Genomic DNA, 22704 nt, shown 5'->3' with positions numbered 1-22704 from the left:
TCAGAAGTGAAACGAAATAGCGCCGATGGTAGTGTGGGGCTTCCCCATGTGAGAGTAGGACATCGCCAGGCTTTAAATTTAAGAAGCCCGCTCGAAAGAGCGGGCTTTTTTGCATCTATAGAGTTTTAAAATTAGCTCACTTTATACCTAAAAAGTGTTCATCTAAGGTGCGATATACTTGCTCTCTGCAACCTTCCAAAAGGCTTTAACAAGCGGATTCTCCAACTGAGTTTTGTTGCAGCAAACACCAAGTTTAAAAGGTTTAATTGGTAAGACTTTTAAACGATTTATCTTTTCTCTTACCGGACTGTTGTTGATTACAACATCAGGTGCGATACCTACTCCACACCCCAATGCAACCATACTTACGATGGCTTCATGTCCGGAGGTTTGTGCGTAGATCTTTGGCTTTATTTTCATTTGTTTGAGCCAAGTATTGGCCCTGTCCCTTGCCGTTCCTGCTTCTGGGAGTATGAATGGAATGACCGACCAGTCTGGTTTTTCTTTTTGTAGCTCTTCAGCAAACGCACTAACCCCAACAGGTACGATGACAGAAAGTGGGATTTCACTGATCGTTTCAAATGCGATTTTATTTGGCATCTGTTCTGACTTGGCTGATATGGCAATATCGGCTTCATCTGCTAGTATTTTGTCGATCGCTTGAGCTGGATCGCCGGTTGATAGTTTGAACTCAATGAAAGGGTTCTGAATACGAAAGTCAGAGATTAGCTCCGGAAGATGGCTGTAGCTTGCAGTAACAGAACAAAAGAGACGGATTTCTCCTTTCAATTCATCCTCGGTTCCCTTCAGGTGACTCTGATACTGCTGCCATTCGCCAAGAATCTTTAAGGCTACTGGGACTAGCTTTTTACCTTGGATAGTTAAATCAACGCTACGGTTGTCGCGTAAAAACAATTGTTGGCTGGTTTCCTCCTCTAATTTTTGTATCTGTCGGCTTAAGGCTGAAGGGCTAATATGCATTGCCGCTGCGGTCTTGGCGAAACTTTTACTCTCACAGAGATGAATGAAAAGTTGCAGGCTTTTGATATTCATTAAATTTTCATTTCCATGTTGCATAAATTGCAATAACTAATTGTGAATATATCACTTTAAGCAATCTCATGTCTGTTTTAGTATGAAGTTATTCGGTAAGGCAATTACTGACCTCAATGGAAGAATCTCAAAGGAGCACCCAGATGGCTAATTATTTCAATACCCTAAACTTGCGCGAGCAGTTGGACCAATTAGGTCGTTGTCGTTTTATGGACCGCAGTGAGTTCGCTTCAGAAGCGGATTATCTGAAAGGTAAGAAAGTAGTCATTGTAGGTTGTGGTGCTCAAGGTCTTAACCAAGGTCTGAACATGCGCGACTCTGGTCTAGACGTTGCTTATGCGCTTCGCCAAGCCGCGATTGATGAGCAACGCCAGTCATTCAAAAACGCAAAAGACAACGGTTTTGAGGTAGGTAGCTACGAAACGCTAATTCCACAAGCTGATCTAGTAGTAAACCTTACTCCAGATAAGCAGCACACAAACGTTGTTGAGACGGTAATGCCGTTAATGAAAGAAGGCGCAACACTAGGTTACTCTCACGGTTTCAACGTTGTTGAAGAAGGCATGCAAATCCGTAAAGACCTAACGGTAGTAATGGTTGCACCTAAATGTCCAGGTACGGAAGTTCGTGAAGAATACAAGCGCGGTTTCGGTGTACCGACTCTTATCGCTGTTCACCCAGAGAACGACCCAAAAGGTGAAGGTTGGGATATCGCGAAAGCTTGGGCTGCTGCAACCGGTGGTCACCGTGCTGGCTGTCTAGAGTCTTCTTTTGTTGCTGAGGTGAAATCTGACCTAATGGGTGAGCAAACTATCCTTTGTGGCATGCTACAGGCTGGCTCTATCGTGTGTTACGAGAAGATGATTGCTGATGGTATCGATCCTGGCTACGCAGGCAAGCTTCTTCAATACGGCTGGGAAACGATCACGGAAGCTCTGAAGTTTGGTGGTATCACTCATATGATGGATCGCCTAACTAACCCTGCGAAAGTAAAAGCATTTGAACTTTCTGAAGAGCTAAAAGAGCTGATGCGTCCGCTATACAACAAGCACATGGATGACATCATCACAGGTCACTTCTCTAGCACGATGATGGCTGACTGGGCAAACGACGATGCAAACCTACTAGGCTGGCGTGCAGAAACGGGTGAAACTGCTTTCGAAAACTACCCAGAAACTGACGTAGAAATTTCTGAGCAGGAGTACTTCGATAACGGTATCCTGATGGTTGCTATGGTTCGTGCGGGTGTTGAGCTAGCATTTGAAGCGATGACCGCTTCTGGCATCATCGATGAGTCTGCTTACTACGAGTCTCTACACGAGCTGCCACTTATCGCAAACACTATCGCACGTAAGCGTTTATACGAGATGAACGTGGTTATCTCTGATACGGCTGAATATGGTAACTACCTATTTGCTAATGTAGCAACGCCGCTACTGCGTGAAAAATTCATGCCTTCTGTTAGTACAGACGTCATTGGTAAAGGTCTAGGTGAAACTTCTAACCAAGTGGATAACGCGACTCTTATCGCTGTGAATGAAACAATCCGAAACCACCCTGTAGAATATATCGGTGAAGAACTACGTGGTTATATGACAGATATGAAGCGCATCGCGGTTGGTGGCTAATTTTCTTTGCTTCAAAGTAGAGAAAATATTAAATGAACTCTGGCCAGACTGGAGTGATAAATACAAAATAAAACACAACATCTAATCAAAAGGCTTGGTCGCCGTTGACCAAGCCTTTTTGTTTTTAGCCGATTTATCTGCGCGCCGATAAGAAAAACGCTCCTTTGTGAGGAGCGCTTTGATACTTATTTTTCAGCAAGCTTTTCTTCAAGTTGCGCCAACTTCTGTTCCATTTCTGTTAGCTTTTGACGTGTACGTAGTAAAACTTGAGTTTGAACATCAAACTCTTCGCGACTTACAACATCTAGCTTGTTTAGCTGGCCTTGGATTACTTGACGAACTTTCTGATCGACATCAGAGCCCAATTCTTTTACAGGTTGAGGCATTGAGTCGTGAATCTGTTTAGCAATTTGCTCTAATTTCTTTGGGTCAAACATAGTGGCTAAAACTCCTTTTGATTTGTCCTCATTTTAAGTAAATGATACGTGAAAGTCGCCATTTAGATGGCAAAAAAGAGAGCAGCAATAAAAAAGGCCACCGAAGTGACCTTTTTGAATGCCTTAATAGCTTATCTGTTATCCGCTAATTCACGATGAGCTGCTTTCGCTTCGTCAACTCGCGCTAACTTTTCCAAGTCTTTGTCTTCAACAAATACTGGCAGAGGTTTGTGTTTTTCAGCTAGGTAGCTGTAAATCACAGGTAGTACGAATAGTGTGAACAGTGTACCGATTGCAAGGCCAGCAACGATGACGATACCGATACTGAAACGTTGCGCGGCACCTGCACCTGTTGCGTACATCAACGGGATCAAACCTGCGATCATCGCTGCAGTGGTCATTAGGATAGGGCGAAGACGCACTTTCGCAGCTTCCATCACCGCATCAATACGAGACCGTTTATTATGTAACTGCTCTTCTTTGGCTACTTCACAGATCAAGATACCGTGCTTGGTTATTAGGCCGACCAGCGTGATCAAACCAACCTGCGAGTAGATGTTCATCGAGGCTGTACCCCAGGCCAATGCGATCAAGGCACCACAGATTGCCAGAGGTACAGATACCATGATGACAATAGGGTCGCGGAGTGATTCAAATTGAATCGCCAGAACGAGGAAGATGATCGCAAGTGCAAGACCGAAGGTTGCATACAAGGCACTACCTTCCGTTACAAACTGACGAGATTCGCCCATGTAATCGTGGTTATAGCCTGCAGGCAGCTTGGTTTGTGCAATATTCTCAAACCAGTCGATTGCGTCACCCATAGCAACACTAGGCGATGGTACTGCACCCACAGTCGCTGAGTTTAGCTGGTTGAAGTGTGGCAAAGAGCGAGGCTCAGCCACCACATCGATAGTAATCAGACTGCCTAATGGAACCGCTTTACCATCTACAGAGCGTACATAGTAGTTCTTCATCGATTCTGGGTTTAGACGCCATTTACGCTCAACTTGAGGAATCACCTCATACGAGCGACCATTCAGGTCGATTCGGTTTACATAACCATCTGCCATCATGGTGCTGAGAGTGATGCCAATGTCTTGCATCGTCACACCGTAGGCACCCGCTTTGTCTTTATCGATCTTGATCTTCATCGTTGCTGAATCGTAGTTCAAATCCAGGTCGGAATAGACAAACATTGGGCTACTTGCAACATCGGTTAGAATATCGCTAGCGATAGTAAACAAGCTCTCGAAGCTATTTGGTGTTGTAATTACAAACTGAACAGGTAGACCTGAGCCTGCACCTGGAAGCTCTGGCATTTGGAATGCAGTGACAGACATACCAGGCACACTTGATACTAGGCCACCCACACGTTTCGTGATTTCAGATTGGCTTGCCTCTCGTTCACTCCAAGGCTTCAATGTTGCTAGGCCAAACGCTTGGTTTGAGTTTGGTACACCATTAAAGACCTGTGCGTATTCCACCTCCGGTTGATCTGAGAGTATTTGGTTTACGTCATCCATGGTATTTTGGATATAGTCCAAGTTCGCGTTTGATGGGGCGGTACCCATCAGCATGACCACACCTTTATCTTCAGATGGTGCTAGTTCGCTAGGAATAAACTTGAACAAGACCGGTAAGCTTGCAAATACAATGATTGCAAACGCAATAACAACCGGACGATGAGCCATTACCGCTTTCAACATGCCTTCGTAACGAGTGGTCATGCCATCAAGGATATGGTGAACTTTTTGCTCAAACTTGCTTGGCTTCTCGTTCGCCTTCAGCATCTTCGAACACATCATTGGTGATAGTGTCAAAGCGATGATGCCGGATACGAATACTGAACCTGCCAGTGTCAAAGCGAACTCTTTGAACAATGAACCGGTGATACCACCCATCAATGCGATCGGCGCGTACACTGCACCTAGCGTCAATGTCATCGCGATAACTGGAACCGCAATTTCACGCGTACCAATAATTGCAGCTCGGAATGGCGATTCCCCTTCTTTGATGTGACGGTCAACGTTTTCTAGTACAACGATCGCGTCATCCACCACCAGACCGATGGCAAGCACCATCGCCAGTAGCGTCATCAAGTTCCAAGAGAAACCCATTGCTTGCATCACCATTGCCACACCAATCAATGAAAGTGGAATGGTCACGATAGGAATGATTACCGCGCGGAATGAACCTAGGAACAGTGTGATAACCACAAGTACGATGACCGCTGCTTCAAGAATCGTTTTGACTACCTCGTGAATTGACTCGTTGATCGCAATCGTAGAGTCGTACATCACGTTCATTTTGATGTTACTTGGTAGGTTGCGCTCAAGCTGAGGCAACAGTTCAAGTACGTCTGCTGCAATGTTGATTGGGTTAGCACTTGGCGCTGCGTTGATCGCCGCAACCACAGCTTCTTGACCGTTTGCACTTGCGCGATAAACGTCGTGACTCTTCTCTAGCGTTACTTTAGCGATATCACCTAGGCGGATGACATCCCCTTCACCAGTTTTCACGACCAATGCTTCAAGTTCAGCAACGTTTGATACCTGAGTATCTGCGCTACCGTTATAAAGCACGAACTCACCCGTCGCTTGACCGGTTGCAGATTGGTAGTTGTTGGCGTTAAGAACGCTCATCACATCGGTTGCGGTAAGCTTCAAAGCGCCCATTTTGGCAGGATCTAACCATACGCGCAGTGCGTACTTCATACCACCATACAGGTCAACTTTGGACACACCGTTTACGGTGAACAACTGCGGGTTGATTACACGCTCAAGGTAGTCAGTGATCTGGCTTGAAGATAACTCGTCACTCGTAAAGCCGATGTACAGTACCGCCGTTGTCGAACCTGTCGACATGGTTACGGTTGGGTCTTCGGCTTCTTTTGGTAGCTGTGAACGTACCGAGTTGGTTTTCGCCAGAATGTCAGACAACGCCGCATTTGGATCAGTATTCAACTTCATGTTTACAGTAATGGTCGATTTACCCAATACCGATTGCGAAGTCATGTAATCAATATTATCGGCTTGCGCTACCGCTTGCTCCAATGGCTGAGTAATAAAGCCTTGGATCAAGTTGGCACTTGCACCGTAGTAACTGGTGGTCACGGTGACCACCGTATTCGTCATTTCAGGGTATTCACGAACCTGCATTTTGAACACCGCTTGCAAACCAAGCAATGCAATCAAAAAGCTGATCGATACCGCTAAAACTGGACGTTTTATAAAAACATCTGTAAAGCGCATGATGCCTCCAACTTAAAGCATTGGTGTTTCAGCAGGTGGGGTAGTTGCATCGCTTTCGACAATGCTTACTTTCGCATGGTTACTCAAACGGACTTGACCCGACGTCACCACTACATCACCTGGCTTCACGCCTTCTAGAATGTGTGCGATATCTTTAGAGCGTTCGCCAACTTTTACCACATGCTGCTTAACGCGTTTTTCGCCATCTTCTTCTGTTACGATGTAAACATTGTCGCCATACAGCGTAAATGTGATCGCGGTTTGAGGTAGAGTGACCTGATTTTCTAATTTAGGCAGAATGATGTTTGCACGCGCGAACATACCACTACGTAGTTTGCCGTCACTGTTAGGGATATCCGCTTGAACTTGAATCAAACCACTTTGTACGTTTACAGCTGGTTCAATCGCAGAAATAGACCCTTTGAAAGGTTGGTCTGGATAAGCGTCAACAAAGATATCCACTTCTTGATCGATATTGATACGTGAAATATCGGTTTGTGGCACGGTGAAGCGCAAGCGCATCACGCTGGTATCTTCAAGGCGAACGATATCGGTGCCCGCCTGTAGGTACTGACCGAGGTACACGTTACGAATACCTACCACACCATCAAATGGCGCTTTGATTTCGCGTCGGTCGATGGTTGCTTTCAGGCTTTCAATATCCGCTTTTAAGGAGAAGTAGTTTGCTTCTGCTTCGTCATACGCTTCTTTAGAAATAGAGCCTTTTTTGAATAGGCCTTGGTAGCGTTTGTATTTCGCTTCTGCCGCTGGCAACTTAGCTTGCGAGCTCTTCAAATTTGCTTTTTCGACTTCAGAATCAAGCAACACTAATGGCTGACCCGATTTAACTTGAGTACCGGAATCAAACGCGATTTTATCGATAACACCGCTGGTCTCATTTGCTACCGTCACGCCTTGGTTTGGCTCGATAAAACCAATTGCCTCGATGACTGGTACCCAATCCACCGCTTGCACTTCTGTCACGGTTACTGGGAACTCAGGTTCAGGACGGTTTGCCATGTATTCAGCGATCTTTTGTTGCTTAAATAAATTGAAACCTATCACGCTGCCGAACAAGAGAACGACGATAAGTAACATAAAGAAAGTCCACTTTTTCATTCTATTAAGAACTCCAAGTTAGTGTTTAATAATTGCATCCCAACTGGCTTCAATAGCGGCCTCTAATGCCGTCTTATCCAGTTGATAAAATCCCAAAGCGTGTTTCCGAGCAAGTGCAACACTTGCCTCAAAACTCAATCCAGAAAGTACTTCGTTATCGAGAAACTTGAATACTCCCTCGTCTTTACCCTGATTAAAAAGAAGATCTACTTGGGCAAACATTTGTCTCTCAAGTTCCCGAGCTTTGCTACTATTTGAACAGGGTAAAGACTCATATTGGACTCGGTTGCTGATCGCACTTAAGTTCGAGCTCGCTAAATTCCAAATATTGAGCCACATGGTTCGATAACGCTGTTTTAAAGGCATCTCTTCACTAACACCTAGTTGCACCGCAGTAGCAACACGCTTAGCAACGTTAAGGCGTAGTTCCTCTAAAAGATGTTCTTTATCTGAGAAATAACGGTAAATCGTCCCTGCTGCGACACCTGCCTCATTGGCGAGCTTTTGCATGGAAAGCCCTTGAAAGCCAGATTCAGCAATGAGTTGTTCAGCAGCGACTAAGATTTGTTCTCGTTTATCTACAGCAGGGTTATCCTTCATAATGTCACCCTTTAGTGAATGAACGTTCATTCATTATAGCTTAAATACCCGCCATTTATGCAACAGAATATTGCACTTAATTGGTGTGAAAATTACAAGAAATCAGCATAGCTTTCACGAGGCCACCCCTTTATCATAGGCGCCACATTTATCACCCGCAGAGAATTTCTATGAAGCTGAACCCTAGTCAAGATGAAGCCGTGAAATACGTGTCTGGTCCATGCCTAGTGCTAGCTGGTGCTGGCTCGGGCAAAACTCGTGTTATTACCAATAAAATCGCTTATCTGGTTCAGCAATGTGGTTACAAAGCGCGTAACATTGCGGCGGTGACGTTTACCAACAAAGCAGCACGTGAAATGAAGGAGCGTGTAGGTCAAACGTTAGGGAAAGGTGAGTCTAAAGGTTTGATGGTATCAACATTCCACACTTTAGGATTGAACATCATCAAGCGTGAGTACAAGCATTTAGGGTTGAAAGCGGGCTTCTCACTGTTTGATGACCAAGACCAGCTAGCGCTGCTCAAAGAACTTACCGAAAAGCAGCTTGATGGTGATAAAGATCTGCTACGTCAGCTTCTGAGTTGTATTTCCAACTGGAAAAACGACATGTTGACGCCAGAGCAAGCCAAAGCGCGTGCGCAAGGTGAACAGCAACAATTGTTTGCGTTCTGTTTTGATATGTACCAAAAGCAAATGAAAGCCTATAACGCGCTTGATTTTGATGACCTAATTTTGATGCCCGTTTTACTCTTACGTAATCATGAAGACGTTCGTCAGCGTTGGCAGAATCGTATCCGTTACCTACTGGTTGACGAGTATCAAGATACCAACACGAGTCAGTATGAGCTGGTCAAATTAATCGTCGGAGAACGTGGGCGATTGACGGTTGTAGGGGATGACGATCAGTCTATTTATTCATGGCGTGGTGCGAAACCTCAGAACCTCGTGTTGCTGGGTGAAGATTATCCGAATTTGCGTTTGATTAAGCTAGAGCAAAACTACCGTTCAACGAGTCGAATCCTGCGTGCGGCCAACATTTTGATAGCTAACAACCCTCACGTCTATGAGAAGTCCTTGTTCTCTGAAATTCCTGACGGTGAAAAACTCAAAGTGTTGTTGGCTAAAAATGAAGAGCACGAAGCAGAGCGCGTAACGGGTGAACTAATTGCGCATAAGTTCCTAAACCGTACCGAATATAAAGATTATGCGATTCTATATCGTGGTAACCACCAATCACGTTTGATTGAAAAGTCTCTGATGCAAAACCGTGTACCGTATAAAATTTCTGGCGGCACCTCGTTTTTTGCGCGCGCAGAGATTAAAGACATCATGGCGTATTTGCGCGTTTTGGTTAATCCGGATGACGACAATGCATTTTTGCGCATTGTGAACACTCCGCGACGTGAAATTGGCCCAGTAACGTTAGAGAAATTAGGCAGTTATGCCAATATGCGAGGCAAGAGCCTGTTTGAGTCGAGCTTTGAAATGGGGCTCGAACAGCACCTAACGGGACGTGGCCTAGAAAACCTGCGTCGTTTCACCCAATGGCTAGTGGCGATCGCTGATCAAGCTGAGCGTGGTGATACCGTCGAAGCGGTTCGTTCGCTAGTTCGTGATATCCATTATGAAGATTGGCTATACGAAACTTCAGCAAGTCCGAAAGCCGCTGAAATGCGAATGAAGAACGTTTCTGACCTTTATTCATGGATAGTGGCGGACCTAGAGGGTGACAACTACGATCAAGAAGAGAAAACGTTAAAAGAAGTCGTTCAACGTTTGACCTTGCGTGACATGATGGAGCGCGGTGAAGAAGATGAAGACAGTGATGCAGTACAACTGATGACCTTGCACGCATCAAAAGGCCTTGAGTTCCCATATGTATACTTAATTGGGTCCGAAGAAGGTATTTTACCGCACCAAACCAGTATTGATGAAGATAACGTGGAAGAAGAGCGTCGCCTGATGTACGTTGGTATTACTCGAGCGCAACGTGAACTGACTTTCACTATGTGCAAAGAGCGTCGGCAGTTCGGCGAGTTGATCAAACCGACTCAAAGCCGCTTTTTGGATGAGTTGCCATTTGATGACGTTGAATGGGAAGTAAACAAAAAGCCAGTATCAGCAGAAGAGCGTATGGCGAAAGGTCAAGCACACATTGCCAATATTCGAGCAATGTTTAAGAAGTAAAGTAACCTTGTTCTCACTGACTAAAAACAAAAAGGCTTGCCAACTGGCAAGCCTTTTTCGTTGATGTCTTTACTTATAGACCTTCAATCATGTGGTCAATTGCTGCGATGATTTCATCGTCAGAACAGTCCATACAGGTTCCTTTGGCTGGCATCGCATTGAAGCCTTCTAATGCGTGCTTCACTAACGTATCTTTGCCTTGTGCAATACGCGGTGCCCAATCATCGGCATTACCTGTTTTAGGTGCGCCGTTTACACCAGATGCGTGACAAGCAATACAAAAAGTACCATAAACTGTGGCGCCATCACGTGGACCGGTTGGTTCTTCTTTCACTGGCTCAGAACCTGCTAGATAAACATCACCGACAGGTTGGATGCGTTCTGCGATCGCATCGTATTCAGTTTGGCTGATGTCAGAAGCTAAAGCTGCCGTAGAAAACGTTAAGGCAGCGAACAAAACGCTAATCATTTGTCGAGACATATCCATTAAACCCACTTCACATTCCCGAGGTAAGTGACTTACCTATTTATATAGTTAGAGTATTAATGCCGAGCAGAGAAATCATTAAATTCCACTGAATGGCATAGAATGATTAGACAACTTGGTTGCAGCTGTTAAATCAATGTAAATAATGGGTGATTATATCCCGATAACTTGTTGCAATAAACAACAAGTTATCCATGACAGGGCGTGAATCACATCAAAAATCCACTTTAACGGAAGATAACTGTCGAAAAAGAGACCAAACGATAAAAAAAGTAAAAAAAGTACTAGACGGCATAGTGTGATATCCGTATTATTCCACTCCGCCGATAGGGCATGCGCCCGTAGCTCAGTTGGATAGAGCGTTGGCCTCCGGAGCCAAAGGTCGAAGGTTCGAATCCTTTCGGGCGTACCATTGCCTCGGAGGATACATCGGTAAAAATCAGTGGTGGCTATAGCTCAGTTGGTAGAGCCCCGGATTGTGATTCCGGTTGTCGCGAGTTCAAGTCTCGTTAGCCACCCCATTCTTTCTTTTTTAGATTGAATGCGGTAGCATTGCTCCCAATCTTGATTCAATCAAGATAAAACATCGTCGGTGAATAGCGCAGCTTGGTAGCGCATCTGGTTTGGGACCAGAGGGTCGGGGGTTCGAATCCCTCTTCACCGACCACTATTTAGTTTATGGCTCTAATAGAGCGGTAAACAGCAAAAATTGATGGTGGCTATAGCTCAGTTGGTAGAGCCCTGGATTGTGATTCCGGTGGTCGCGAGTTCGAATCTCGTTAGCCACCCCATTAATTAAGGTGACTTCTTAGTTGAAGTGTCCTGTCTGATTTGAGAAAATCAGCAAATACAGTTCGGTGAATAGCGCAGCTTGGTAGCGCATCTGGTTTGGGACCAGAGGGTCGGGGGTTCGAATCCCTCTTCACCGACCACTATTAGAAAGCCTGCTTTTTAGCAGGCTTTCGTCGTTTTAGAGTTTATGATCTCGCTTGGACTGTATTAGTCGGTAATGTATCAATGGATTTGAACCCAAGTGGGGTTCGCCTGAAGTTAGAATTCGGCTCTTCACCGACCGCTATTTAGAGCCTCAGTCGAAAGACTGGGGCTTTTTTGCATCTCTCCTGAAAAGAATCGGCATTCCATTTCAATTTTCCCCAAAAGTGTACAGCTCTAGGGGCTTTTGACCACCTATGATCCAAATGCTTTTCGAGCTGACAAAATAAACCCCAGAGCAGTGTCTGGGGTTTTGTAGTTTTCTAATCCGCTGCTTTTATTGGGCGAGTGTTTTAAGGATTTCTTTCAGTTCTACCGTTTCTTGGATTTCAAAACTTGGCGTTATATCCGTTGAGTTACTTGCGCCTGTCGCATTCACCCACACACTCAAAATACCCATATTGTTAGCGCCAGCAATGTCAGCAGGTAAAGAGTCGCCCACGTGTAGAGCCTCTTCTGGTTTTACTTCGACCAAGTCGAGCGCTTTTTGGAAAATACTTGTAGCAGGTTTCTCTTCTGGCTCTTCTCCTCCCACAATAATATGGTCCACCCAGTTGCTCATTTGTGTCGCGTTTAATTTAGGGTGTTGAGAAAAAATCGGACCGTTAGTGATCACGACGAGTTTGTAATGTTGACGAAGGTCGCTGAGCATTTCTTTTACACCAGGGAAGAAGGTGAACGCGCCCATACGTGCAGAGTCAAAGTAGTCTTGAGCTTGTTGAGCCTCTTTTGCAGTGATGCTGACGCCTTGCTCCGCCAAGATGTTTTGGATCAGGCCACAACGGAAGGCATTTTCATCGGGTAGCAGAGCCACAAGGTGAGGGAACTCAGCATTCAGCTTTTTGTATACACCCTGTAAGTAGCGCTGCAAAAATGCTTTTGGCTCGGTAACTTGTGGGTAGGTCTTATGAATCCAAGTTGTAAACGCTTGTCCTGCAACTTTATCGGCTTGTGACGTTGCACATAAAGTCTCGTCCATATCAAAAAAAATCGCTTTAAGCACAGGGGCTCCTTTTATTTACGGCTTGGCTTTGACACTGTTCATCTATTATCCCACTCTCAATTGTGTCGTAAAGGGTTAAAACCGGCGAGTTTTCTTATGACGTACGAATGAGGATAGCGGTACTTTCCTTTGCTTAGTCAATAAACCGCTTAAGTGGCGCATAATCTGCGTTGGAGCAGGATTTGTGTGGTTTTGCTGTTTTGTTCACGTTTTGACCTATCCTTTCTCTTCCTAAGTTTGGCTTTTTGTATTTGCCGACTATTTTATTAATAGTTTTTTATGTTGAAAAAACACTTTTTGCATATGATATTGTTTGTTAAATGTTAATAAATGCACATGAATAATGTGGTTAATGATCTTGTTTAGCTCATGTTTACTTTTAGAGCATTTTTCTAGTTTTATTGGTGCATGACGCACAAAAATAGTGTGATATGAAAATGGTTAAATACTTGTTAATGCATTTTTATTCGCTAATTGTGCGTTTATTTAATGTTTTTTCGGCGGAATATACTTTAATTGTTGCTTTTTTGTGTGATTTTTGCCAAATTATTTCCGCATTAAGATTTCAGAGTATTATTCTGAATTTGAACGGATTCATTCAGGTGATGAATGGTGCCTTTGGCATGATTCGATACCACAGACAAGGCAGTAGAGGTCTGAAATGTCACTATTAGAAGTGAAAAACCTTCGTATTGAATACCCATCCCGACACGGCGTTCACGCTGCCGTGAAGTCACTTTCTTTTCATATTGAACGTGGTGAAATCGTGGGTGTTGTTGGCGAATCAGGTGCGGGTAAATCCACCGTTGGTAACGCTGTTATCGATTTGCTTAGTCCCCCAGGTCGCGTTGCTAGCGGTGATGTATTCTTGGATGGAGAAAAAATTTCTGGCCTATCACCAGAAGCGATGCGTAAGGTTCGCGGCTCGAAAATAGGTTTTATTTTCCAAGATCCGATGACCTCGCTCAATCCACTTTTTACTGTTGAGCAACAGCTGAAAGAGACGATCCACGCTAACATGAAGGTCTCTGATGAAGAGGCGTATCAGCGCGCGCTTTCTCTTATGCAGCAGGTTGGTATTCCGCAACCAGAAAACCGCTTAAAACAGTACCCGCACCAATTCTCTGGTGGTATGCGTCAGCGTGTTGTCATTGCTATTGCTTTGGCTGGTGAGCCTGATCTCATCATCGCGGACGAACCAACTACGGCGTTAGACGTTTCTATCCAAGACCAAATCCTCAACTTGATCCGCGAGCTGTGTATCAAGAACAATGTCGGCTGTATGTTGGTTACTCACGATATGGGTGTCGTCTCCAACGTCACCGATCGCGTGGCGGTAATGTATCGTGGTGACTTGGTGGAGTTTGGACCAACAGCCAAAGTATTGGGTGATCCTGATCACTCTTACACTCGCAGTCTAATTTCAGCGGTACCACGTTCAGACAGAAAGCTAGATCGTTTCCCGTTAGTAAGCTATATCGAAGAAGCGGCGGAAATGGAGCCACTCGATATCAAGAACCACTGGTTAGGACAAAGCCAAGATGAGCGTGAGTACACTGGCCCGCTTTTGGACGTGAAGAACGTCAATCTTCGCTTTGTGACCAAAGACTCTTTGTTCGAGAGCCGCCGAGAATACGTGCAAGCATCTAATAATGTGAGCTTTGAAGTGCACGAAGGCGAAACCTTTGGTTTGGTGGGCGAGTCTGGTTCAGGTAAATCGACCATTGCACGTGTGATTGCTGGTTTATACCAACCTAACTCTGGTCAGGTGAAATTCGAGGGCATTGACCTGACCGCTTTAACCTCTGAGAAAGAGCGCCGCCCGATGCGTCGTCAAATGCAGATGGTGTTCCAAAACCCGTATACTTCAATGAACCCTCGTATGAAGGTATTTGATATTATTGCTGAGCCAATCCGTTTTCATAAATTGACGAAAAACGAGTCGGAAACTCGCCAAATCGTGAATGACCTATTGGATCATGTTGGTTTGGGTCGAATGGCTGGGCTAAAGTATCCTCATGAATTCTCCGGTGGTCAACGTCAACGTATTTCTATTGCGCGTGCGTTGGCGACTCGTCCTCGACTTTTGATTTGTGATGAACCGACCTCAGCACTGGACGTATCGGTACAGGCACAAATTCTAAACTTGCTGAAAGATCTGCAAAGTGAGCTGAACTTGACTATGTTGTTTATCAGCCACGATTTACCTGTTATTCGCCAGATGTGTGACCGAGTAGGTGTGATGCAAATGGGTACACTTTTAGAAGTGGCACCAACAGAACAGTTATTCACGGTACCCCAACACGAATACAGCAAAAAATTGATTTCTCTGATGCCGGAGTTTACTGGCTTGCGAGAAGAGATCGAAACGGCATAAACCAAGCAATTCGCTTGGCTAACCTTTAGTCATAACAAAGACGCAAACACAACAACAAGGGATCCGTATCCCCGCATGAAGGAGTTATGCAAATGAAAACCATGAAAAGCAAATTAGCAGTGGCGCTAATGGCTGCGGGCCTAAGCTTTAACGCAATGGCAGCAGATATCAAAGTTGGCTATGCAGCTGACCCAGTATCGCTTGACCCACATGAGCAGCTATCAGGTGGCACACTGCAAATGTCACACATGGTATTTGATCCGTTGGTTCGCTTTACTCAAAAAATGGATTTCGAGCCTCGCCTAGCAGAAAGCTGGGAACGCATAAACGATACGACTGTTCGTTTCAAACTGCGTGAAGGTGTGAAATTCCATTCTGGCAATACTCTAACGACTGACGACGTCGTGTGGACGTTCCAGCGTTTACAAAGCTCTCCTGACTTTAAAAACATCTTCGACCCGTACGAGAAAATCGTCAAAGTTGACGACAACACGTTCGATCTTGTAACTAAAGGTCCTTACCCACTAGTGCTGCAAACCGCAACGTACATTTTCCCTATGGACAGCAAGTTCTACACGGGCAAAACCGCAGACGGCAAAGACAAGTCTGAGCTAGTGAAGCACGGTAACTCATTTGCATCGACTAGCGTATCTGGCACGGGTCCATTCATTGTGACTTCACGTGAACAGGGCGTAAAAGTGGAATTTGAACGCTTTAAAGATTACTGGGACAAAGAGTCGAAAGGTAATGTTGATAAGCTAACGCTTGTGCCAATTAAAGAAGACGCAACTCGTGTAGCAGCGCTGCTTTCTGGCGGTGTTGACATGATTCACCCTGTAGCGCCAAACGACCACAAACGCGTTGAAGATGCTGACGGCATCGACCTAGTCACGCTGCCTGGTACTCGTATCATCACGTTCCAACTAAACCAAAACAGCAACGAAGCATTGAAAGACGTTCGCGTTCGCCAAGCGATTGTTCACGCAATCAATAACGAAGGTATCGTGAAGAAAATCATGAAAGGCTTCGCAACGGCTGCTGGTCAGCAAAGCCCGGCAGGTTACGTGGGTCACGATGACAAACTGGTTCCTCGCTACGATCTGAAGAAAGCGAAAGAGCTGATGAAAGAAGCGGGTTACGAAAATGGCCTGACGCTAACGATGATTGCACCAAACAACCGCTATGTGAACGATGCGAAAGTGGCACAAGCGGCGGCGGCAATGCTGTCTAAGATCGGCATCAAGGTTGACCTGAAGACTATGCCTAAAGCGCAATACTGGCCTGAGTTCGACAAGTGTGCGGCAGACATGTTGATGATCGGTTGGCACTCAGATACAGAAGATTCAGCAAACTTCAACGAGTTCCTAACCATGACACGTAACGAAGAGACAGGTCGTGGTCAGTACAACTGTGGTCATTACTCTAACCCAGAAATGGACAAAGTGGTTGAAGCGGCAAACGTAGAAACGGATCCAGCTAAACGTGCAGAAATGCTGAAAGGCGTTGAAGCAACGTTGTACAACGACGCTGCATTCGTACCGCTACACTGGCAAAGTGAAGCCTGGGGCGCGAAGTCTAACGTGAAAGCGGCAGATATCGTTAACCCAATGGTAATGCCTTACTTCGGTGACCTAGTGGTTGAATAATCACGGTTAGTCTACTTTGAGGAGGGATGGATTTCCCTCCTCAACTTAAAGCACTCGACTCAATTTTGTTTCAGTCGGATTGAGTTGGTTATTTAGACTGAATTTTCTCTCTAATTTAGAGATCTATGGATAGTTAAGGGGCAAGGAATGTTTTCGTTTCTGGTCAAGCGCCTGTTTCAGGCACTGATAGTGATGTTTGTGATCAGTTTGGTGGCGTTTGCCATTCAGGACAACCTGGGTGATCCGCTGCGTGAGCTTGTAGGTCAGTCGGTTTCGGAATCGGAGCGTCAAGCGCTACGCGACGACTTGGGCCTGAACGATCCCTTTATCACAAAGTACACGCGCTTTGTGGGTAATGCACTGCAAGGTGATTTGGGTACCTCATATTTTTTCAAGCGACCTGCGGTTGAGGTGATCCTCGACAAGCTGGTAGCTACATTAGAGCTCGTGTTTGGCGCGACGCTTATCATCATTGTTTTCTCTATTCCGCTTGGGGTGTACTCTGCGATTCATCCTAAGAGTGTTTTTACCAAATTTGTCATGGCGATGAGCAGTGTCGGTATCTCGATTCCGGTGTTCTTAACCGCAATCATGCTGATGTATGTCTTTTCAATAGAACTCGGTTGGTTGCCTTCCTATGGGCGAGGTGAAACCGCTAACGTACTCGGTTGGGAATCTGGCTTCTTTACCATTGATGGTATCAAGCACCTCATCCTACCTTGTATTGCGCTAGCGTCTATCATGTTGCCGTTGTTCATCCGCTTGGTGCGTTCAGAAATGCTGGAAGTTCTGAGTTCGGAATACATTAAGTTCGCCAAAGCAAAAGGTTTGAACTTACAAAAGATTTATTACCAACATGCACTTAAGAACACCATGCTACCAGTATTGACGGTAGGTGGCGTGCAGATTGGTACCATGGTGGCCTACACCATTCTTACTGAAACCGTGTTCCAATGGCCGGGCACTGGCTTCCTTTTCCTAGAGGCAATCAACCGTGTAGATACACCGCTGATCACTGCCTACGTTATCTTTGTTGGTCTGATCTTCGTGGTAACCAATACCATCGTTGACTTGCTGTACGGCATCATCAACCCAACTGTGAACCTAACTGGAAAAGGAGCTTAATCATGAGCCAATCAAATTTAACACCAGCTCCTGCTCCATCAGCGTGGCAGCGTTTCAAAGAGTCAGATTTTCTGTATTACTTCAAACGCGACAAAGTGGCGATGGCGAGTTTTACCGTCTTTATGATGTTCTTAGTATTGGCATTGGCTGCACCGATTCTTGCGCCAACAGACCCGTACGATCTGACGTCTATCGACATCATGGATTCTGAGTTGCCACCTTCGTGGATGGAAGATGGCGATGAGCGTTTTGTTCTTGGTACTGATGAGCAAGGCCGTGATATTTTATCGACCATTCTTTACGGTTCTCGTTTGTCTTTGACGATCGGCTTTTTAGCCGTCGGTCTTCAGTTGATTCTGGGTATCATCATTGGTTTGTCGGCGGGTTACTTCGGTGGTCGTATCGATAGCTTCTTGATGCGCTTTGCGGATGTTCAACTATCGTTCTCAACCATGATGGTGGCGATCATCGTATCGGCCATTTTCAAAGCCAGCTTTGGCAGCGATTTTTACAGCCAATACGCGGTGGTGATGCTGGTGGTGATCATCGGTGTGGCTGAATGGCCGCAATACGCACGGACTATTCGTGCCTCGGTATTGGCAGAGAAGAAGAAAGAATACGTCGAAGCGGCGCGTGTGATGGGCTTTAAAGCGCCACGCATCATGTTCCGTCACATCCTGCCGAACTGTTTATCACCAATCTTGGTTATCTCGACGGTACAGGTAGCGAACGCAATCATGTCGGAAGCGGCGCTGTCATTCCTAGGTTTGGGTCTGCCAGTCGATCAGCCGTCTCTGGGTGCGCTAATCAGCATCGGCTTTAACTACATCTTCTCTGGTGCATGGTGGATTACTGCTTTCCCTGGCATCGTGCTCGTAACATTGGTTTTGGTTATCAACCTGTTGGGCGACTGGCTACGTGATGTATTCAACCCGAAACTGTACAAAGGATAAGAATTTTCCCATCAAGCGTTGTAAATTCGCTTAATTCCTTCCTAAACTGAGAGCCGGATGCAAATTCCGGCTCTTTTTTTGCTAGTTATTCTTTGTTCACATTTTTTTGGCGCTTTTCCGCCATGATGACCTTACCCACTAATTTAGAGTGAAGTGTATGGAAATGAAGAAGGCCCAACGCCCATCTAACGTCTTCCAAGCAAGCCTGGCTTTGGGTTTGTTGCTGGTATGCGCCCAGTTTTCTAATCCAGTTGAGGCGGAGGAGTTCCTTTGCCAAGCGACTCAAGCCAGCGAGAAAGAATTACCGATGCTTGAGAAAACGTGCCCAATTGGTAACGGAGTATGGGGAAAGAAAGTGCCGCAGGGGGGCAACTACCTTTACTGGATTCAATGCGGATTGCTACCCAAGCCTATGTCTCTCGCGAAAGCTAAGCCTCTCTATAGTAAAATCACGACCGACGTATGGATGAAGCCTGAATCCAAAGGCTATCGCTGTTTGATTGGACCTTACAAGGCATTGTCTGATGCGAGGGATGACTTACGAGGAGTCAAAACCTTGTCGAATTACAAAGAGGCGTTCATCCGAGTGGTTGGGAAAGGGACGAAACAACCAGTAACACCACCTACACCTAAATCTACTGTATCGTCGAAATCAGCCGCATCTTCGGTTAAGCCAACACCGACGGTGACCCCGAAACCCGCGCCAGTTCCTGCTGTGCGAGCTGATACCGACGCCTTTAAAGCGCGGGCAGAGAAGCCAGATACCAAGGCAAAAAGTTCACGTGATAGCTCTTCGTCTACGCCTGTTGCTAAGACCAAAGCGAAGCCAATTGTCACTGGAAATGATGACATTGAAGTTCGGTTGAGAACTTCAGTACAGGGCAAAACGTACGTGGTCCCATATTTACTCGATCACCATAATCAGTTTTACATGGAACATGGTAAGCCGTGGAACCGCCTCAACTACGAAAACTCGCACAAAGTATGTCAGCAACTGGGTATGAACTTAGCTAACCCTGCAGAGTTTAAAGCGCTGAGGGCGTCTGGGGTGATGGAAAAAAATCAATGGCCACTGCAACTGCCGTATTGGGGCAAAGATAAGAAAGGTTTGTTCGCCGATCGTGAGCCCAATCAGCTCACCGGGACCTCATTATTGAACGTGGTGTGCGTGAAATAACGACTCAGATATTGTGGTCAAAATATAGAAGAAAGCCCCGAGTTCGGGGCTTTTTTGCGGTCTCAAATATTATCGCTATTTGAGTGGCGTTTCTTTGTGACAGTTAGAGCAGATATACACTTCTTTGATGCCGACCAATCGTTCCCAAAGTGTTCTGCGTCTTCTGCGCAAATGCACGCTATCACAGCAAGGGTTAACGATGGTTGCTTTAGTCATCATCACCAGGCTCCAAAATCGGTAGTGAACTCGCGATGCTTGTCATGGCTTCTTTGCTGTTAGAGTACAGACCATATTCCGGTGCGGATTCATGACCGTTTTGTTCTTTACTCCAACGAATACCAATATAAAAGTCACCAAAATCGCGGTTGATGTAACGATGACGAGTTTTGTAATCTGACTCTGAGCCTGTTTCTTCTAGAATCAGCAGTTCACGGTCTTCATCATTCTGGATTTCCCAATTACCTGGAGTTTGGAATCCTGTTGGCATGAACGAAGTGTAGTTGTAAGTATCAGTGTCGTATTCGTACGCACCTGACGAGTATTTCAGGACTGTGTCGTCGCCTGTGCCATTACTTTCTACCATCAAGTCATGCTCTACTGTGCCGTGTTTGATGTGTTCTGCAACCGAAAGTGATTCTGCAAATGGGGTATTGCTTGAGTCCATCCAGAACAGCTCATCATCTGATATTTTAACGATCATTTGAGTGCCGTTATGCTCGGTTTTGTGCTGGTACAACATTTCATACTCGTCGCCGTAGCTGTTGTATAGCTTACCGTCTTTCAGCTCAACGTCGTTACAGTCTTTATTGTTGTATTCCGTGTAACCAGTTTGTTGGTCCAGATCGGCAAGAATGGCGTAAGCATCGTGTTCCCATGTGTCTTTTAGGAAGTCACTGATGTTCGCTTTGTACTCTTGATTCATCTCATCGTGGTTTGAACCCCAGCAGAATAGTAGGCCTTCAGAATCTTGCATCAGCATGGCGTAGCCGATTTCACCGTCTTTTTGAGCGAAGCTACCCATTTTCCATTCTTGACCGTTGAAGTGCTCGTGAGTGAAGCCCAAAGTCGGTACTACTGGTGGTGGCGTGACGCCTTCGATAACCGTTGGCATGCTGAGCGCAATTTGTACCGCGGTATGGCCATCTGTTGCGCTAATCGCCAGTACTGCTCCAGCTTCACCTGCTTTTGTTGGTGTGCCTTTAATGGTGATAATTGCATTACCATCCTCAGATACTGTTAAACCTTCAATGTCTACATAGTCCGCTGAGTAGTCGGTAATTTGACCGTCTTTATCTTGGAACAAACCAGAAATATCGAGTGTTTGTTCAAACACTTCACCTTGTTGTAGGTACCAACCATCAACGATGGACTGCAGACGCGCTTGTTCTGTTTCTACAACCATTGGTGGTAAGTTTGCCGATTCGATTTCGAACTGAAATACGGTGCTTACCGTACCCAAAACCTTACCTGACGAATCAATGTCTTGCGCCGTTAGAACAATCTCAAAATCACCAGCTTTCTCTACGATTGCAGTTGGATGTAGAACAATCAGGTTGCCAGTTTGCACAACTTCAATGCCTGTGCCTGCAAAGTTGTGCGTCAGTTTGGTTGTCACAAGGTTTTGGTCTTTGTCTGCAAATAGACCTTCAATGTCTAGCTCTAAGCCATCAAAGTCCACGCCTTGTACGATTTTTGGTAGTTTTTCTAGCTTATCTTTAGCTGCCTTTTCGACGATTTTGTTTACGGTTAGCTTGTTATTAACTGCCGTTTCAGGTGCTAAGGTGTCGCTGTCTGGGGTCGCGTCAGTGATGATTGGACGTAGATTTGGGTCATTGATGTTTTCGCCAGATGCAACAAGACGTTCCACTTCTTGGTTTGCCGCTTGAGCAAACTCCGTGGCTTTTTTCTCGTAGTTCGTTGGGTTTTGTGCTTTCGAGTCGGTCAGAATCTGAGCGGTTTTATGTAGTTCGGCGTTTTTTGTCGCACCTTCAACAAAATCACTGTACAGATCAATTGGTGCTTCTTCTGAGCCTCCTAGCGCTTGGTTTACTTTCGCTTTCGCATCTTCTTCACTAATGGCTGGATCTTTTGCCATTTCAATCGCCACAAGATCCGTGATAGGTGAAATCACGTTTGACGATGTTGGTGCACGGAATACGATTTCGTGCGCCATAGCTTGGCCTGGATGATCCATATCAACCGTGTATTTGCCAGCGTACTCTTTCGCATCCAAGGCGATGAGCTGTTTCTGCTTTGAACCGTTTGGTGTGATGGTCTGTAGCGCTAGAGTGCTTTCTGGTTTTGCATCCAATTTCAGTTGACCTTTCTCATCGGTCAGACCAAGGAATGTTTCTTGAGTGTCCCATTGGCCGTTGTTGTTCGTATCTTCAAAAACAACGGCATGCTTGAAGTAGCCGTCAAAACCTGTGATCACAACGCCGTCGTTAGCACTGTTTGAACCACCATCTGAACCGCCACAGCCTGTAAGAGCGATAGCCACTGACGCTGCTAGTAAACTCACCTTATTCATTATTTATTTGTCCTTGTTTCGTTTCCGAATGAGAAAGTCGCTTTTTTTATTATTTTTTTCTTTATATCTCACTAGTGAGATATAAGAGAGTGGTGTCTTTTTAATGACTATTGAGCTTAGGTTCAAGACACGAAAA

At 45.4% G+C, this 22704-nt stretch carries 16 protein-coding genes and 5 tRNA genes; 12 read left to right on the top strand and 9 right to left on the bottom strand.

Features of this window, described 5'->3' with window-relative positions; genetic code table 11:
* Nucleotides 1-162: 162 nt before the first annotated feature.
* A complete protein-coding gene (ilvY, locus tag R7P80_RS28575) occupies nucleotides 163-1053 on the bottom strand; it encodes an HTH-type transcriptional activator IlvY (RefSeq protein ID WP_005379097.1) in 891 nt (296 codons plus the stop codon).
* A gap of 143 nt (nucleotides 1054-1196) precedes the next feature.
* Here ilvY and ilvC point away from each other — a divergent pair, with 143 nt between their 5' ends.
* Entirely contained in the window at nucleotides 1197-2681 is a 1485-nt protein-coding gene (ilvC, locus tag R7P80_RS28570) for a ketol-acid reductoisomerase (RefSeq protein WP_213869994.1), read from the top strand.
* A 185-nt stretch (nucleotides 2682-2866) separates the two neighbouring features.
* On the opposite strand, the gene ubiK is transcribed toward ilvC, so the two are convergent.
* The 4 genes from ubiK to R7P80_RS28550 all read right to left on the bottom strand — a co-directional run bounded on the left by ubiK (nucleotide 2867) and on the right by R7P80_RS28550 (nucleotide 8091).
* Nucleotides 2867-3118, bottom strand: a complete 252-nt coding sequence (gene ubiK, locus R7P80_RS28565) for a ubiquinone biosynthesis accessory factor UbiK (protein WP_005379099.1) — start codon at nucleotides 3116-3118, stop codon at nucleotides 2867-2869.
* 131 nt (nucleotides 3119-3249) lie between these two features.
* Nucleotides 3250-6372: a multidrug efflux RND transporter permease subunit VmeD gene (gene vmeD / locus R7P80_RS28560; protein WP_005384257.1), complete on the bottom strand. Its 3123-nt coding sequence runs from the start codon at nucleotides 6370-6372 to the stop codon at nucleotides 3250-3252.
* A gap of 12 nt (nucleotides 6373-6384) precedes the next feature.
* Nucleotides 6385-7491, bottom strand: a complete 1107-nt coding sequence (vmeC, locus tag R7P80_RS28555) for a multidrug efflux RND transporter periplasmic adaptor subunit VmeC (protein ID WP_213972998.1) — start codon at nucleotides 7489-7491, stop codon at nucleotides 6385-6387.
* Between the two features lie 18 nt (nucleotides 7492-7509).
* A complete protein-coding gene (locus tag R7P80_RS28550) occupies nucleotides 7510-8091 on the bottom strand; it encodes a TetR/AcrR family transcriptional regulator (RefSeq protein WP_213972997.1) in 582 nt (193 codons plus the stop codon).
* Nucleotides 8092-8261: 170 nt separating this feature from the next.
* Here R7P80_RS28550 and rep point away from each other — a divergent pair, with 170 nt between their 5' ends.
* Nucleotides 8262-10277 (top strand): DNA helicase Rep, encoded by a 2016-nt coding sequence (rep, locus tag R7P80_RS28545; protein WP_005379104.1) that lies wholly within the window; start codon nucleotides 8262-8264, stop codon nucleotides 10275-10277.
* Nucleotides 10278-10350: 73 nt separating this feature from the next.
* On the opposite strand, the gene R7P80_RS28540 is transcribed toward rep, so the two are convergent.
* Entirely contained in the window at nucleotides 10351-10764 is a 414-nt protein-coding gene (locus R7P80_RS28540) for a c-type cytochrome (protein ID WP_005384252.1), read from the bottom strand.
* A 335-nt stretch (nucleotides 10765-11099) separates the two neighbouring features.
* Between R7P80_RS28540 and R7P80_RS28535 the strand changes: the two genes are divergently transcribed.
* The 5 genes from R7P80_RS28535 to R7P80_RS28515 all read left to right on the top strand — a co-directional run bounded on the left by R7P80_RS28535 (nucleotide 11100) and on the right by R7P80_RS28515 (nucleotide 11696).
* A tRNA-Arg gene (locus R7P80_RS28535) sits at nucleotides 11100-11176 on the top strand.
* Nucleotides 11177-11209: 33 nt separating this feature from the next.
* Nucleotides 11210-11285 (top strand) — tRNA-His (locus R7P80_RS28530).
* A gap of 69 nt (nucleotides 11286-11354) precedes the next feature.
* Nucleotides 11355-11431, top strand: a tRNA-Pro gene (locus R7P80_RS28525).
* A gap of 48 nt (nucleotides 11432-11479) precedes the next feature.
* Nucleotides 11480-11555, top strand: a tRNA-His gene (locus R7P80_RS28520).
* A 64-nt stretch (nucleotides 11556-11619) separates the two neighbouring features.
* A tRNA-Pro gene (locus R7P80_RS28515) sits at nucleotides 11620-11696 on the top strand.
* Nucleotides 11697-12034: 338 nt separating this feature from the next.
* Here R7P80_RS28515 and R7P80_RS28510 read toward each other — a convergent pair.
* A complete protein-coding gene (locus R7P80_RS28510; RefSeq protein WP_005379107.1) occupies nucleotides 12035-12760 on the bottom strand; it encodes an HAD family hydrolase in 726 nt (241 codons plus the stop codon).
* A gap of 661 nt (nucleotides 12761-13421) precedes the next feature.
* Between R7P80_RS28510 and R7P80_RS28505 the strand changes: the two genes are divergently transcribed.
* The 5 genes from R7P80_RS28505 to R7P80_RS28485 all read left to right on the top strand — a co-directional run bounded on the left by R7P80_RS28505 (nucleotide 13422) and on the right by R7P80_RS28485 (nucleotide 20038).
* Nucleotides 13422-15137 carry a dipeptide ABC transporter ATP-binding protein gene (locus R7P80_RS28505; protein WP_225492247.1) on the top strand — a complete coding sequence of 572 codons (1716 nt, stop codon included), beginning with the start codon at nucleotides 13422-13424 and terminating at the stop codon, nucleotides 15135-15137.
* A 92-nt stretch (nucleotides 15138-15229) separates the two neighbouring features.
* Nucleotides 15230-16783, top strand: coding sequence for an ABC transporter substrate-binding protein (locus R7P80_RS28500; protein WP_225492246.1), 1554 nt, complete (start codon nucleotides 15230-15232; stop codon nucleotides 16781-16783).
* A gap of 147 nt (nucleotides 16784-16930) precedes the next feature.
* Nucleotides 16931-17908: an ABC transporter permease gene (locus R7P80_RS28495; RefSeq protein WP_005379110.1), complete on the top strand. Its 978-nt coding sequence runs from the start codon at nucleotides 16931-16933 to the stop codon at nucleotides 17906-17908.
* Between the two features lie 2 nt (nucleotides 17909-17910).
* Entirely contained in the window at nucleotides 17911-18861 is a 951-nt protein-coding gene (locus R7P80_RS28490; protein ID WP_005384239.1) for an ABC transporter permease, read from the top strand.
* Nucleotides 18862-19018: 157 nt separating this feature from the next.
* Nucleotides 19019-20038 carry an SPOR domain-containing protein gene (locus R7P80_RS28485; RefSeq protein ID WP_005379113.1) on the top strand — a complete coding sequence of 340 codons (1020 nt, stop codon included), beginning with the start codon at nucleotides 19019-19021 and terminating at the stop codon, nucleotides 20036-20038.
* Nucleotides 20039-20113: 75 nt separating this feature from the next.
* Here R7P80_RS28485 and R7P80_RS28480 read toward each other — a convergent pair whose 3' ends face one another.
* The gene (locus tag R7P80_RS28480) at nucleotides 20114-20257 is read right to left on the bottom strand and encodes a hypothetical protein (RefSeq protein WP_012841245.1); all 144 of its coding nucleotides are present in this window, start codon (nucleotides 20255-20257) and stop codon (nucleotides 20114-20116) included.
* Nucleotides 20247-22568, bottom strand: a complete 2322-nt coding sequence (locus R7P80_RS28475) for a hypothetical protein (RefSeq protein WP_053349775.1) — start codon at nucleotides 22566-22568, stop codon at nucleotides 20247-20249. The genes R7P80_RS28480 and R7P80_RS28475 overlap by 11 nt, the downstream gene beginning before the upstream one ends.
* Nucleotides 22569-22704: the final 136 nt, after the last annotated feature.

This window comes from Vibrio sp. 2092 (assembly GCF_033339635.1).
Taxonomy (GTDB): domain Bacteria; phylum Pseudomonadota; class Gammaproteobacteria; order Enterobacterales; family Vibrionaceae; genus Vibrio; species Vibrio alginolyticus.
This window is presented reverse-complemented; position numbering and strand designations above follow the sequence as displayed.